Genomic DNA, 14,285 nt, shown 5'->3' with positions numbered 1-14,285 from the left:
ACCGGCTCCGGCGCAACTTGCGCCGGAGCCTCTCTGCCCCTCGAGGGGCCAAGAAGAACGGCCCGCGAGGTCGGCCGATAACAAGGACCAGGGGGGCTCAACGTGTCCGCAATCTGGACAATGATCGCAAAACGTCTGGCACTCGGCGTGCTGACGCTGTTCGTGATATCGCTGATCATTTTCTCGGCGACCGAGATGCTGCCCGGCGACCTTGCCCGGGCGGTCCTCGGACAGTCCGCGACCGAGGAAACGCTCGCGGCCTTTCGCAGAGAGCTCGGGCTCGACCAGCCGGCCCACACGCGTTACCTCAACTGGCTCGCGGGCGCGTTGCAGGGCGATTTCGGCACGTCGCTCGCCAACAAGCGGCCTATTTCCGATCTGATCGGCACGCGGCTTGGCAACACGCTGTTCCTCGCGCTCTACGCGGCGGCGATCGCCGTGCCGTTGTCCCTGACGCTCGGCGTCCTCGCTGCGCTCTTCCGCAACACTTTCTTCGACCGGAGTGCCAACGCGCTGGCCCTGACCTCGATTTCGTTCCCCGAATTTTTCGTCGCCTACATCCTGATCTTCGTGCTCGCCCAGGCGGGGCTCTTTCCCTCGATGACGCGGATCGACGCAAATACGGGCTTCGGCGAGTCGCTCTATCGCGCCTTCCTGCCTGCGCTCACACTCACGCTGGTTGTCACCGCGCACATGATGCGGATGACGCGGGCGGCGATCATCAACCTTCTCGCCTCGCCCTATATCGAGATGGCGCGGCTGAAGGGCATGAACCCGATGCGCGTTATCCTGAAGCACGCGCTGCCGAACGCGCTCGCACCAATCATCACCGTCGTTGCGCTGAACCTCGCTTACCTCATTACCGGGGTCGTCGTCGTCGAAGTGGTCTTCGTATATCCCGGCCTCGGCCAGCTCATGGTCGACTCGGTGTCGAAGCGCGACATTCCCGTTGTGCAGGCAGTCGCGCTGATCTTCGCGGCGGCCTATGTGCTTCTCAACCTCACGGCGGACGTGCTGTCGACTTTGTCGAATCCGCGTCTCATCCACCGCAAGTAGGAAGGGGCGCATGAACACTCTGATAACGTTGTTCTGGATCGCGGTGGCCATCGCGCTTGCCATGGGCGCGGGATGGCTGTTCCGCACCGTTGCGGTGTCAGTCACCCGGGGTCCCACGGCGCGAGCTCTCAGGACCGCACCGATCACGGCGGCCTTCGGCATGCTGGTGATCGTGCTCTATATCTTGACGGCGATCTTCGCGCCGGTGATTGCGCCCTACGCCGAGCGGGCCGTGGTGGGTGGCCAGTTCCTTCCTTGGGATTCCACTCACATCTTCGGCACAGACAATCTCGGCCGCGACATGTTCTCACGCCTGATCTACGGCGCGCGCAACACGGTGGGCATCGCCTTCGCGACGACGGCGCTCGCCTTCGCAATCGGTTCCATCCTGGGACTGCTTGCCGCGACGGTCGGCGGCTGGATAGACCAGGCGCTGAGCCGACTTGTCGATATTCTCATGGCTATCCCGTCTTTGATATTCTCGCTCCTGCTTCTCGCGATATTCGGCACATCGGTTGTCACGCTGATCCTTGTCATCGCGACGATCGACTCCACCCGCGTCTTTCGGCTGGCCCGGTCGGTCGCCATGAACATCGTTGTGATGGACTACATCGAGGCTGCGAAGCTGAGGGGCGAGGGGCTCTGGCGGCTCATCACGCGCGAGATACTGCCCAATGCCATGGCGCCTCTGGTCGCCGAGTTTGGACTGCGATTCTGCTTCGTCTTTCTCACCATCGCGGCGCTGTCATTCCTCGGCGTCGGCATACAGCCGCCGACGGCGGACTGGGGCTCGATGGTGCGCGAGAACGCCGCCCTCATCACATTCGGCGACGTCACGCCGCTATTGCCGGCCGGCGCCATCGCGCTGCTAACGGTTGCGGTCAACTTCGTCGTGGACTGGATGCTGCACCGGGCGAGCGGTCTGAAGGAGTAAGGTCATGAAAGACGACACGACCAACAAGCCCGTCCTTCTGACGATGCGCGACATTCATATCGAAGGCCGGTCGGAGGAGACGTGGTCGCCGATCATCAAGGGTGTCGATCTAACGCTTCACAAAGGTGAAGTACTTGGGCTGATCGGCGAGTCTGGTGCCGGCAAGTCGACTCTGGGCCTCGCTGCGATGGGCTTCACCCGCGACGGCTGCCGGATATCAGGCGGTACGATCGACTTCGACGGCACCGACCTCATGAAGGCGTCCGAGGCCGAAAAGCGGTCCCTGCGTGGCAAGCGCATTGCCTATGTTGCGCAGTCGGCGGCAGCCAGCTTCAATCCGGCGCACCGGCTGATCGATCAGTACAGTGAAGCGCCGGTCCAGCACGGCGTGATGAGCCGGGCGGAGGCGGAACGCGACGCATTCGAACTGTATCGCCGGATGCAGCTGCCCAGTCCCGAGGAGATCGGATTCCGCTATCCGCACCAGGTCTCGGGCGGACAGCTTCAGCGGGCCATGACGGCGATGGCGATGTCCTGCCGACCCGACCTGATCATCTTTGACGAGCCGACGACGGCCCTGGACGTGACGACGCAGATCGAGGTCCTGTCGGCGATCCGTGACATCGTCGCCCAGTTCGATACGGCCGCGATCTACATCACCCACGACCTCGCGGTCGTGGCGCAGATGGCCGACCGGATCAAGGTTCTTCTGCGCGGCGACGAGGTCGAAGAGGCCGACACGCGCACGATGCTATCCAGCCCAAAGGACGACTATACGAAATCACTTTGGGCCGTGCGAAGTCACGCACGTGCCGTCCAGCCGCCCGTAGCGGAAGGCACGGTGCCCGTGGTCTCGGTCAAAGGCGTGACGGCGGGCTATGGTGCGGCGGACATTCTAAAGAACATCAACTTTGATGTGCACCGGCGACGCACCGTCGCGGTCGTCGGCGAAAGCGGATCGGGTAAGTCTACCGCCGCGCGGGTCATCACCGGCCTTCTGCCGCCGCGTCAGGGCCAGGTCCTGTTCAACGGCAAGCCGCTGCCGCCGGACTACCGCCAGCGGAGCCGCGATCAATTGCGCCAGGCGCAGATGATCTACCAGATGGCCGACACCGCGCTAAACCCCAAGCTGCGGCTGCGCGAACTGATCGGGCGCCCGGCGCAAATGTATCTCAGGCTGCACGGCAAGGCGCTCACCGAACGGATCCGCGATCTTCTGCACCTCATCGAACTTGAACCCGACATCTATATCGACCGCCTGCCGTCGGAACTTTCGGGCGGTCAGAAACAGCGCATCGGCATCGCCCGGGCGCTTGCGGCAGAGCCGGAATTCATCATCTGTGACGAGGTGACGTCTGCCCTCGACCAGCTCGTGGCCGAGGGCATTCTTAAGCTGCTCGACCGGCTGCAGACCGAGTTCGACCTCGCCTACATGTTCATCACGCACGACCTCGCCACCGTGCGCGCCATCGCCGACGAGGTCGTCGTGATGCAGAACGGCCGCGTAGTGGAGCAGGGGCCGAAGGACGAGATGTTCGAACCGCCCCACGACCCTTATACCGAGCTTCTGCTGTCGTCGGTCCCCGAAATGGACCCTGACTGGCTCACCAAGCTGTTGAAGGAACGGGCGGCGAAAGCCCAAGGGTAGGGTTCGCGCTCGACCGGTTGGGCAGGCATGCGCACGGGTGCGCACTCTGCCGGGAGGGGCGCAATGACGGACAGGTCATCAGCCGTCCGCTTCGCCGAGAATGCGGAGGAACACGAAGGTGGCTTGCTGCGCCGCCTTATCCTTGATCGAGACCGACATTTCGACGCTGTCCAGCCGGTACTGGCGCAGGTCGTAAGAATCGGGGTGATTGACGCCTTGATCCTTGCGCATGTGGGCGCGATTCCCGAAGCAGTCCCGGATCAGGCCTTGGAGCGCATCGAATGCCCGATGGGCTCGTGTTGATCGATATTGGTATTGCCATGCGCAATGATAGACGTTCGCCCCCGACAGTGACGGGCTGACGGCGCAATTCGCGACAGCGTCCGGCGCCTGCGGCGCTGCCGGGGCTGTTCCACCAGTCGCGATGCCTTGGAAGTTCGACCGCGCCGCATTCACGAGGGCATTCACTTCTCCGCAGTGTTCGGCCGCGCGTGCGGTTCCTGCTAACCAAACCGCGAGCGCCAGGACGGCGCAGATAACCCCGTAGCACAGGATCGAGCTCGGCCGATTGCGGCGATCGATCATTGTTGCTCCGTCCACCCCGATCCAAGCGGCGCCTGCTCTCGGCATCATACACATGCGGCACGGAAGACGAAACTCCGGCACCCGTGCTGCTGAGGCCGGAGGCGTCGTTCGGCCATGGCAATGGGCTTTCCCGCGAGGCGCTATCGCCGCGCCTGCCGCTTTGCCCGCACATCGTCGACGAGCTTCACCGTGTAGTCGGCAAGCTTTGCCAACGCCGCCTCGGCCGAACCCGCGTCCCGCGCCTCGATCGCATCCGCGATGGCGGTGTGGAAAGAGACGATCCTCTCGCGCGACCGGGCCGTGAAGGTGATCATGTTCATCAGGGGCTGCATCGCTTCGACCGCACCCGCGAGCTGATAGGAGAGGATGGGGTTGCCCGCCGCATCGACGAGCGCCCGGTGAAACGCCACGTCGGAGGCGCAGAAGCCCTCGTCGGACAGCCCGCGCTGCGTCTGTCGGTGGATCTCGGCGCGCATCGCGGCAAGATGATCGGCCTCCCTCCGGCCGGCGGCGAATGGCACACAGGCGCGCTCAAGCGCGTAACGCGCCTCGCATGCGGTCTCGAAGTCGACCGCGTTCATCGACAGCAGGAGGGTAGAGGTGGTGATTTGCTGGTCCGCCGCCTCCTCGTAGGAGATGCGGTTGACGAAGGCACCGCCCGTGGCTCCGCGTTGGGTGCGGATGAGGCTTTGCGCCGCGAGCCGTTTCAGCGCTTCGCGCACCGTTGGACGAGAGACGCCGAACTGCTCGGCCAGTTCCTGCTCCGAAGGCAGGCGCTGGTCGACGATCAGCCGCCCCTCGACGATCGCGTCACGGATCGCCCGTGCGATACGCACCGGCAATTCGCCGTCTGGACCGAGCTCCAGTTTTTCCATGCCGCCTCCATGCCCATTCAATTGTCAGACATTAATTGTTTGACATTTGAGCGCATCGGCGTGACCCTATGCGCGACGGCGGCGTCCGTCCATCCTTTTTCGAGTCGCCCGAGGGCATCCATGTCCGCACCCATCCTGCATGGCGAAAAGCTCGCGCACGCGCGGCTGTCCGTTCGCGCCATGGGCTGGCTCGGCTTCTACGGCGCGGTGCTTGCTGCCTGGATTGCGGTCGCGCTCATGGCGCGGGATATGCCCGGCGCAGAACTCAAGTCCGTCCCGTCGGAGTTCTGGGCGGCGCTTTGCATATCGGCAGGGCAGGCTCAACCGCTGGCGCTCTGGACGATGTGGGCGCTTATGGCGGCGGCGATGATGCTGCCGACCTTCGTGCCTGCGCTTAGGACATTTGTTGACCTTTCCGCGGCCGGCGCGACGACCGGCACCGGCGCTGCTGCTCTCGTGGGCGGCTATCTGGTGGTCTGGTTGGGAGGCGCAGTGCTTGGTGCGACCGCTCAGTGGACGCTTGCACGCGCGGGGGCTCTCACGCCGTTCGGGGCAAGCCTTTCGCCGTGGCTCACCGCGACGCTTCTGGTCGGGGCGGGGCTTTACCAGTTCTCTGCGCTCAAGCATGCCTGCCTGTCGCGCTGCCGGATGCCGCTGACCTTCTTCATGCAGCACTGGCGCCCCGGCGCGCCCGTCGCCTTCGGAATGGGCTTGCGCCTCGGCGCGCTTTGCTTCGGCTGCTGCTGGGCGCTGATGGGTCTCGGCTTCATCGGCGGTACGATGAATCTGATCTGGATGGGGGCGGCGACTGTATTCATGACCATCGAGAAACTGCCCGAGATCGGGCGCTGGCTTACCCGGCCCAGTGGCTGGGCCCTGATCATCGCGGGCGGCGCAGTGGCGCTCCGTGCAATCTGAACTGTCTGAGGGAGGAACGACATGGCCAAAGACCTGCCCGAATGGGCCATCAAGGGGGAATTGATCCTCAACTGCAACTGCACCGTTTTCTGCCCCTGCGTGATCTCGCTCGGCGACCACCCGCCGACCGAAGGCTACTGCATGGGCTGGGCCGGAATCCGCATCGACAAGGGTAACTACGACGGCGAGGACTTGTCCGGTCTCAACGTTGGCCTTCTTCTGGAGATTCCCGGCAAGATGGGACGCGGCAACTGGAAGGCGGCGGCCTATATCGACGAACGCGCGTCGGACAAGGCTTATGAGGGGCTTCTGAAAGTCTTCACCGGCCAGGCGCGCGGCACGACAGGGCTCTTCAAGGTGCTCGTCAGCGAATTCCTTGGGGCCGAACGTGCGCCGGTGCAGTTCGAGACCGAGGGCAAGACCCGCCGCCTCACGGTCGGCAAGGCGATCCGAGGCGAGATTTCCCCGGTGCCAGGCCATGGCGGCAAGGACATGGTCATCACCAACACCGAATATTGGATGGGGCCGGATATCACAGTGGCCAAGGCCGACAAGGCCCGCGTCCGCGCCTTCGGTCGTGTCTGGGACTTCGACGGGCGCTCGGCCGAGATCTGCCAGATCGACTGGCACGGACCGAATTGAACGCCTGAACTGGAGCAGCCCAATGGCCCTCATCTCTCCGTCGCGCCGACTCCGGCGCACTCCCTTCTCCGAAGGGGTGGAAGCCGCCGGTGTGAAAGCCTACACCGTCTACAATCACATGCTCTTGCCAACCGTCTTTCGCTCCGTGCAGGAAGACTACCGTCACCTGAAGACCGCCGTGCAGGTCTGGGATGTGGCCTGCGAACGCCAGGTCGAACTGCGCGGCCCCGATGCCGCGCGACTGATGCAGATGCTGACGCCGCGCGATCTGCGGGCGATGCTGCCGGGGCAATGCTATTACGTTCCTATCGTCGACGAGACGGGGGGAATGCTGAACGATCCGGTTGCCGTCAAGCTGGCCGAGGATCGCTGGTGGATATCCATCGCGGACAGCGACCTTCTGTATTGGGTAAAGGGTGTCGTGCAGGGATGGCGTCTGGATGTGCTGGTTGACGAGCCGGACGTCTCTCCGCTGGCGGTCCAGGGACCGAAGGCCGAGGATCTCTTGGCACGCGTCTTCGGTGACGCGGTGCGCGACGTCCGCTTCTTCCGCTTCGGATTGTTCGATTTTCAGGGCAGGTCGCTCGTCGTCGCCCGGTCGGGCTATTCGAAGCAAGGTGGCTTCGAGATCTACGTCGAGGGCGGCGATATCGGGATGCCGCTCTGGAATGCGCTGATGGAGGCGGGCCGCGACCTCGACGTCTGGGCCGGTTGTCCCAACCTGATTGAGCGGATCGAGGGCGGGCTCTTGTCCTACGGCAACGACATGACCGACGACAACACGCCGCACGAATGCGGGTTGGGCAAGTTTTGCGATACACAGACGGCGATCGGCTGCATCGGGCGCGACGCGCTTTTGCGCGTGGCGAAGGAGGGGCCGGTGCAACAGATCCGGCCCATCGCAATCGAGGGGCCGGCACTGCCGCCCTGCGACCGATGGTGGCCGGTTCTTGCCAAGGGCAAGCGCGTGGGTCGCGTCAGTTCGGCCGCCGCGTCGCCCGATTTCGACACCAACGTAGCCATCGGCATGGTCCGGATGACGCACTGGGACCCAGGCACCGAGCTCGAGGTCGACGCTGGCGAAGGTCTGCGCAAGGCCGTCGTGCAGCCTAAATTCTGGATTTGAGGAGATAGCTCATGATCAATGCACTCGTGGTCACGAAGGACGAGGAAAGCGGCAAGACCAGCGCCTCGGTCGAGGCGATCGACGAAAGCCGGCTGCCCGATAGCGAGGTCGTGGTCGCCGTCGACTACTCCACAGTGAACTACAAGGACGGGCTGTGCATCGGTCCAGGCGGCGGCTTGGTCAGGAACTACCCCCACGTGCCTGGCATCGACTTCGCGGGCACGGTCGAGAAATCCACCGACGACCGATACAAGCCCGGCGACAAGGTCGTTCTGACCGGCTGGCGTGTGGGTGAGGCGCATTGGGGCGGCTACGCCCAAAAGGCCTGTGTCAGGGCCGACTGGCTTGTTCCGCTGCCCAAGGGGCTCACGACGCGGCAGGCGATGGCGGTGGGCACGGCGGGTCTGACTTCGATGTTGGCGGTCATGGCGCTCGAGGACCACGGGCTGGAGCCGGGCCACGGGCCGGTTCTCGTCACCGGCGCGGCCGGCGGTGTGGGCTCGGTCGCGACAGCGATCCTCGCCAAGCTCGGCCATGAGGTCGCCGCCGTGACCGGCCGGCCCGAGACGGCGGAGTACCTCAAGAGTCTGGGCGCCTCGCAGATCGTCGCGCGCGAGGAGCTGACCGAGGTGTCCCGGAAGCCGCTTGAGGGCGAAGCCTGGACGGGCTGTGTCGATGCGGTGGCCGGTGCTATGCTCGGTCGCGTTCTGAAGCAGATGAAATATGGCACGTCCGTCGCGGCGGTGGGCCTTGCCGGGGGCGCCGCGATCGAGGGCGCGCTGATTACCCCTTTCATCCTGCGCGGCGTCAACCTGCTTGGCATCGACAGCGTGATGCAGCCCTACAAGAACCGCGTTCGCGCGTGGGAGCGGATCGCGAGCGACCTGCCGATGGACCATCTCGACGCGATGATCCAGAATGCGACTCTGTCCGATCTGCCCGGGCTCGGCGCGGACATCTTGAAGGGCAAGGTGCGGGGACGGGTTGTCGTTGACGTGAACGCGTGAGGTCATGAATGATCGAGGGTGCCTGCCATTGCGGGGCGGTGCGGTGGAGCTTCGACGGCATTCCCGACTCTGCGACCTCCTGCAACTGCACGATCTGCCGGCGCTATGGCACCCTTTGGGCCTATGACTACGAGGGTGAGCGCGTTAAGGCTTCGGGTCGAACCAGCATCTATGCCTGGAACGGACGGACGATCGGCTTTCATTTCTGCCCGGAATGCGGCTGCGTCGCTTACTGGCGCGCCTGCGAATCCGGCAAAGACGGTCGACGCCGAATCGCCGTGAATCTTCGGCTTGCCTCGCCGGAGGTAGTGGGCGTCATCGCGATGGAACGTTTCGATGGGCTCGACAGTTTCGACGACTTACCGCGTGACGGGCGTTGCGTGTCCGACATGTGGTTCTGAGCGCACGCGAGGTGGGCTGTCATGGCCGCGTTGAGAAAGGGGTGCTAGACTTGCGCAGGACAAGGAGCTAAGAACGCGACCGTTAGCGCTAACAGACTAACTGAAAGGTCACGAGGTACTCATGGTCTCGCGCGTGATTCCGGTCGATCCGTTCGACCTTGTCGTTTTCGGAGGCACCGGCGACCTGGCGCGCCGCAAGATCCTTCCCGGACTCTATCGCCGCTATGTCGCAGGCCAGATCCCGGAAGGCTCGCGGATCATCGGTTCGGCCCGGGGTGACATGGACGACGCGGGCTACCGCGACTTCGCGTCCGAAGCGATCAGCGAGTTCCTTGACGGCACCAAGCGCGATCCGCAAAGCGTCGCACGATTTCTCGATCATCTGTACTACGTCCCAACCGACGCGCGCGGGGAAAACGGCTGGCCGGACCTCGCCAAGCGCGTGCGCGCAGATGTCGTCCAAGCGTTCTATTTCTCCGTCGCCCCTTCGCTCTTTGGCGATCTGGCTGAGCGTTTGCACCGCCATGGCATCGCCGGGCCGGAGGCGCGGATCGTCGTCGAAAAACCCTTCGGCCGGGACCTCGAGACCGCGAAGGAGCTGAACGCCACGCTCGCCGAGCATTTCGACGAAAGTCAGATTTACCGCATCGATCATTATCTGGGGAAGGAGACGGTCCAGAACCTGATGGCCGTGCGCTTCGCCAACATCCTGTTCGAGCCGTTGTGGAACGCCCGCCATGTCGATCACGTCCAGATCACCGTGGCAGAGACGGTGGGTGTCGGCGGCCGCGGGGCCTACTACGATACGTCGGGCGCGATGCGCGACATGGTGCAGAACCACCTCATGCAGCTTCTCTGCCTCATAGCGATGGAGCCGCCCTACCGGTTCGACCCCGACGCGGTTCGCGACGAGAAGCTGAAGGTCATACGCGCGCTTTTGCCCGCCGCGCCCGAAGACATCGTGCGCGGACAGTATCGTGGCCGGACGGGCAAGGGATCGCCGAAGCAGGCCTCCTACTCCGAGGATGCGGAAAATCCGAGCTCGACCACCGAAAGCTTCATTGCGATGAAGGTCCACATCGCGAACTGGCGCTGGAAGGGAACGCCCTTCTACCTGCGGACGGGCAAGCGGCTTCGTGGCCGAGCCTCTGAAATCGCGATCGTCTTCAAGGAGGTGCCGCATTCGATCTTCGGCGACGAGGAGGGCTGGCGCGAGAACGTGCTGTCGATCCGGCTTCAGCCCGACGAGGGCATGACGCTTTCCGTGATGATCAAGGAACCCGGCCCGGGCGGAATGCGCCTGACCGAGGTGCCGCTCGACATGTCGTTCGCCGAGGCGCTCGGCGAGGACGGCGCCGACATTCCCGACGCCTACGAGCGGCTGATCATGGACGTGATCCGAGGCAATCAGACGCTCTTCATGCGCGGCGACGAGGTCGAGGCCGCGTGGGCCTGGACGGACCCGCTCATCGCGGCATGGGAGGCGCGCGGCGACAAGCCCAAGGGCTACGATGCCGGATCGTCAGGGCCGGAAGACGCGCTGATGCTGCTCCATCGCGACGAGCGAAGATGGCGGGAGATACGGGAATGAAGTTCGTCGACTACCCCGACACGGAATTGATGATGTTCGACCTCGCCGACATGCTGGCGAGCGAGCTTGCGGCTGCGCTTCGCCAGAACGACGCCGCCTGTCTCTGCGTGCCCGGCGGCACCACGCCCGGGCCCATCTTCGACGTGCTCTCCGGGGTCAAGCTCGACTGGGACCGGGTCACGGTGTTGCTCAGCGACGAACGCTGGGTGCCGGAGAGCCACGAACGCTCCAACGCTCGGCTCGTCCGGCAGCGGCTGCTGACCGGACGCGCGGCGGCGGCGACCTTCCTGCCGCTCTACGCCGACACGCCCGAGCCCGAAGCGGCGGTCGAGGCGCTGGCCGAGGCGATCACCCCGCACCTGCCGATCGACGTGCTCCTTCTCGGGATGGGGGCGGACATGCACACCGCCTCGCTCTTTCCGGGCGCCGACCGGCTGGCCGAGGCGCTCGACGATGACGCGCCCGTGGTCGTGCCAATGCGCGCGCCCGGCGCGGGCGAGCCCCGGGTGACGCTGAGCGCCCCAGTCCTTGCGGGCGCGATGAGCGCCCATGTGGTGATCACAGGTGCCGAGAAGCGCGAGGCGCTCGAACGGTCCGAGGACCTGCCGCCCGAAGAAGCGCCGATCCGCGCGGTGCTCGCCAACGCGACCGTTCACTGGGCCCCCTGACAGAGGTGCGACCATGACCCCCTGGGACGACCTGCGATACCACCATGCCGCCCATGCCGGCCGGCCGATCCTCGAGCTTTTCGAGCGCGGCGACCGGGCGGCGCATTTCTCGATCCGTGCGGACGGGATGCTGTTCGACTATTCCAAGACCGCGATCGACGCCCATGCGCGCGACCTGCTCATCCGGCTCGCCGAGGCGTCGGGCGTCGCGGCCCGGCGCGAGGCGATGTTCACCGGCGAGAAGATCAACGAGACCGAGGGCCGCGCCGTCCTGCACACTGCCCTGCGAAATCTCGACGGCGCGATCGAGGTGGACGGCAAGGACGTCATGCCCGAGGTGCGCGAGACCTACGCGCGCATGGAGGCCTTCGCGCGCGATGTCCGCGCGGGCCGCGTCACGGGGCAGGGCGGGCGCATCAGCGACATCGTCAACATCGGCATCGGCGGCTCCGATCTTGGCCCCGCGATGGCGGCGCTGGCGCTCGCGCCTCATGCCGACGGGCCGCGCGCGCATTTCGTTTCGAACGTCGACGGCGCGCATGTCCATGACGTGCTGGCGCCGCTCGACCCCGAAACGACGCTGATCATCGTCGCATCCAAGACCTTCACGACGATCGAGACGATGACGAACGCCGAGACGGCGCGCAAGTGGATGGCGGCGAAGGTGGCCGAACCGGCGGCGCAGTTCGCCGCCGTCTCGACAGCGCTCGACCGAACGACGGAATTCGGCATCCCGGCCGAGCGGGTCTTAGGCTTCGCCGACTGGGTCGGCGGGCGCTATTCGGTCTGGGGGCCGGTGGGCTTGAGCCTCATGATCGCCGTCGGGCCGGAGAACTTCGCCGCGTTCCTGAAGGGCGGCGCGGCGATGGACGCGCATTTCCGCGACGCGCCGTTCGCCGAGAACATGCCCGTGATGCTCGCGCTCGTCGGCATCTGGCACAACCAGATCTGCGGCCATGCGACGCGGGCGGTGCTGCCCTACGACCAGCGGCTGTCGCGGCTGCCCGCCTATCTCCAGCAGCTCGAGATGGAATCGAACGGCAAGCGCGTCGCGATGGACGGGACCGCGCTCGACATCCATTCCGGGCCGGTGGTCTGGGGCGAGCCCGGCACCAACGGCCAGCACGCCTTCTACCAGCTCATCCACCAGGGCACGCGGATCGTGCCGTGCGAATTCCTGCTCGCCCGCGAGGGGCATGAGCCCGACCTCGCCCATCAGCACCGGCTTCTTGCCGCCAACTGCCTCGCGCAGGCCGAGGCGCTTCTGCGCGGAAGGTCGCTTGCCGAGGCGCGTGCGCTGATGGAGGCGAAGGGGCTGAATGGCGACGAACTCGAGCGCCAGGCCCGGCATCGCGTTTTTCCCGGCGACCGCCCGTCCACGACGCTGCTCTACCCGAAGCTCACGCCGTTCACGCTCGGTCAGATCGTCGCGCTCTACGAACACCGCGTCTTTGTCGAAGGCGTCATTCTCGGCATCAACTCCTTCGACCAGTGGGGGGTGGAGCTCGGCAAGGAACTGGCGGGTGCGCTCGAGCCGATCCTGTCGGGGCGCGAGGATGCGGCGGGCAAGGACGCCTCGACGCGGATGATGGTCGACTACCTGCGCTCCGAGGACTGATGGCGGCTACGCGTCTGCCGTCGCCCGCAGATACCGCGCGCAGCCGGTCAGCGCGGCATAGTCGTCCTCGACCACGAAGACCGGGAATTCGCGCGCGAAATCCGAGAAGCGGCCCTTGTCGTGCATCGCCTCGGCGAAGCCGAAGTGCTCGAGATGCGGCGTGAAGGCGCGGGCGACGCCGCCGATGAGATAGACGCCCGCGAAGGGCAGATAGGTCAGCGCGAGATCGCCGACGACCGTCCCAAGCAGCCGCACGAACGTGCGCCCCGCCGCTTCGGCCACGGCATCGCCGCCATCCGTGATCGCGGCCATGATCTTCGCCGCCTCGCGCCGCCCGTCACGCCCCGCCTCGCGCGCCTGCCACGCGAAGACCGCTTCGAGTCCACGTCCCGACAGCACGTCCTCGACATCGGCGAAGCCGTGCGTCCGTTCCACGAACCGCATGAGGCTCAGGTCCGCGTCGCTGCGCACCGGCATGCTCGCGTGGCCGCACTCGGACGCAGCGACGAGGATACCGGTGGGTGTCTCGTGAACCGGCGCCGCGTTGAAGCCAGTGCCGACGCCGACGACGAGCCGGACCGTGCGGCTGCGGCCGTTCGTCTGGCGCGCCGGCACGACCGGGCGCAGGCTTGCGGGCGCGAGATGGGCGAGCGCATGGCCCTGGGCTTGCATGTCGTTGATGACGGCGACGCGTTTCGCGCGCGTGGAGTCGCCGACCTCATCCTCGGTGATCGTCCAGTCGAGATTTGTCAGCCGCGCGGTGCCGGCCTCAACGGGTCCCGCGACTGCGACGCAGGCGGAGGCGCATCCCGAAACTCCCGCCTCTGCCAGATAGGTCCGAAGCACACCGCCGATGTCGGGATGCTCGGCGTTCCCGAAGCGGCGAATCGTTTCGCTTTTCACCTGTCCGTTCCAAGCCAGCGCGACGCGCGTGTTCGTCCCGCCGATATCGGCAACGATGGTCGGAAGCGTCGTCATCGGCGTCCTCTCGGGGCAGGGGCGGTGGGTGCGTGATAGGCCGCGCGCCGCCGCCCATCAAGCCCTGCGCCCTCTTGAAGCCGCCCCCGGCCCCGTTGACACGCGAAGGATCAGCTACTGCATGCTTGAAGATGGAGACGTCGCATCCATGGGGGACTGTATCAGCATCTCAACGCTCAGAATTGAGATGAAAGAGCGCCTGCGCATTGTAGCTCCCGTTCAAAGCGCCTTAAATTCC

The 14,285-nt window shown here is 65.4% G+C and carries 14 protein-coding genes; 11 read left to right on the top strand and 3 right to left on the bottom strand.

The features are described 5' to 3' along the window. The first annotated feature begins 102 nt into the window (after positions 1–102). From DEA8626_RS07545 to DEA8626_RS07535, 3 genes are read left to right on the top strand one after another with little or no spacing between them, the layout of a single operon-like run. On the top strand, positions 103–1,056 hold the full coding sequence (locus DEA8626_RS07545) for an ABC transporter permease (RefSeq protein ID WP_108852392.1): 954 nt from the start codon (positions 103–105) through the stop codon (positions 1,054–1,056). 10 nt (positions 1,057–1,066) lie between these two features. Further along, positions 1,067–1,990: an ABC transporter permease gene (locus DEA8626_RS07540; protein WP_108852391.1), complete on the top strand. Its 924-nt coding sequence runs from the start codon at positions 1,067–1,069 to the stop codon at positions 1,988–1,990. A gap of 4 nt (positions 1,991–1,994) precedes the next feature. Further along, positions 1,995–3,638, top strand: a complete 1,644-nt coding sequence (locus DEA8626_RS07535; RefSeq protein WP_108852390.1) for an ABC transporter ATP-binding protein — start codon at positions 1,995–1,997, stop codon at positions 3,636–3,638. Positions 3,639–3,716: 78 nt separating this feature from the next. Here the strand turns inward: DEA8626_RS07535 and DEA8626_RS07530 are convergent, their stop codons facing one another. Together DEA8626_RS07530 and DEA8626_RS07525 are read right to left on the bottom strand one after the other, a co-directional pair. Continuing rightward, on the bottom strand, positions 3,717–4,223 hold the full coding sequence (locus tag DEA8626_RS07530) for a hypothetical protein (RefSeq protein WP_108852389.1): 507 nt from the start codon (positions 4,221–4,223) through the stop codon (positions 3,717–3,719). Positions 4,224–4,363: 140 nt separating this feature from the next. Next, positions 4,364–5,098, bottom strand: coding sequence for a FadR/GntR family transcriptional regulator (locus DEA8626_RS07525; protein WP_108852388.1), 735 nt, complete (start codon positions 5,096–5,098; stop codon positions 4,364–4,366). A gap of 120 nt (positions 5,099–5,218) precedes the next feature. Here DEA8626_RS07525 and DEA8626_RS07520 point away from each other — a divergent pair, with 120 nt between their 5' ends. The 8 genes from DEA8626_RS07520 to pgi all read left to right on the top strand — a co-directional run bounded on the left by DEA8626_RS07520 (position 5,219) and on the right by pgi (position 13,069). Beyond that, complete coding sequence (locus DEA8626_RS07520) at positions 5,219–6,016, top strand: DUF2182 domain-containing protein (protein ID WP_245890791.1); 798 nt, start codon at positions 5,219–5,221, stop codon at positions 6,014–6,016. Positions 6,017–6,037: 21 nt separating this feature from the next. After that, on the top strand, positions 6,038–6,658 hold the full coding sequence (locus DEA8626_RS07515; protein WP_108852387.1) for a DUF1326 domain-containing protein: 621 nt from the start codon (positions 6,038–6,040) through the stop codon (positions 6,656–6,658). A 22-nt stretch (positions 6,659–6,680) separates the two neighbouring features. Continuing rightward, positions 6,681–7,784 (top strand): dimethylsulfoniopropionate demethylase, encoded by a 1,104-nt coding sequence (locus tag DEA8626_RS07510; protein WP_108852386.1) that lies wholly within the window; start codon positions 6,681–6,683, stop codon positions 7,782–7,784. 11 nt (positions 7,785–7,795) lie between these two features. Continuing rightward, positions 7,796–8,791: an acryloyl-CoA reductase gene (acuI, locus tag DEA8626_RS07505; RefSeq protein ID WP_108852385.1), complete on the top strand. Its 996-nt coding sequence runs from the start codon at positions 7,796–7,798 to the stop codon at positions 8,789–8,791. 8 nt (positions 8,792–8,799) lie between these two features. Next, the gene (locus tag DEA8626_RS07500) at positions 8,800–9,192 is read left to right on the top strand and encodes a GFA family protein (RefSeq protein WP_108852384.1); all 393 of its coding nucleotides are present in this window, start codon (positions 8,800–8,802) and stop codon (positions 9,190–9,192) included. A 121-nt stretch (positions 9,193–9,313) separates the two neighbouring features. Next, positions 9,314–10,783: a glucose-6-phosphate dehydrogenase gene (zwf, locus tag DEA8626_RS07495; RefSeq protein ID WP_108852383.1), complete on the top strand. Its 1,470-nt coding sequence runs from the start codon at positions 9,314–9,316 to the stop codon at positions 10,781–10,783. Further along, positions 10,780–11,451, top strand: a complete 672-nt coding sequence (gene pgl, locus DEA8626_RS07490; protein ID WP_108852382.1) for a 6-phosphogluconolactonase — start codon at positions 10,780–10,782, stop codon at positions 11,449–11,451. The genes zwf and pgl overlap by 4 nt, the downstream gene beginning before the upstream one ends. Before the next feature lie 13 nt (positions 11,452–11,464). Then, entirely contained in the window at positions 11,465–13,069 is a 1,605-nt protein-coding gene (gene pgi / locus DEA8626_RS07485) for a glucose-6-phosphate isomerase (RefSeq protein WP_108852381.1), read from the top strand. Positions 13,070–13,075: 6 nt separating this feature from the next. Here the strand turns inward: pgi and DEA8626_RS07480 are convergent, their stop codons facing one another. After that, positions 13,076–14,047, bottom strand: a complete 972-nt coding sequence (locus DEA8626_RS07480; protein WP_108852380.1) for a glucokinase — start codon at positions 14,045–14,047, stop codon at positions 13,076–13,078. Positions 14,048–14,285: the final 238 nt, after the last annotated feature.

This window comes from Defluviimonas aquaemixtae, assembly GCF_900302475.1.
In the GTDB taxonomy this organism is placed as follows: domain Bacteria; phylum Pseudomonadota; class Alphaproteobacteria; order Rhodobacterales; family Rhodobacteraceae; genus Albidovulum; species Albidovulum aquaemixtae.
This window is presented reverse-complemented; position numbering and strand designations above follow the sequence as displayed.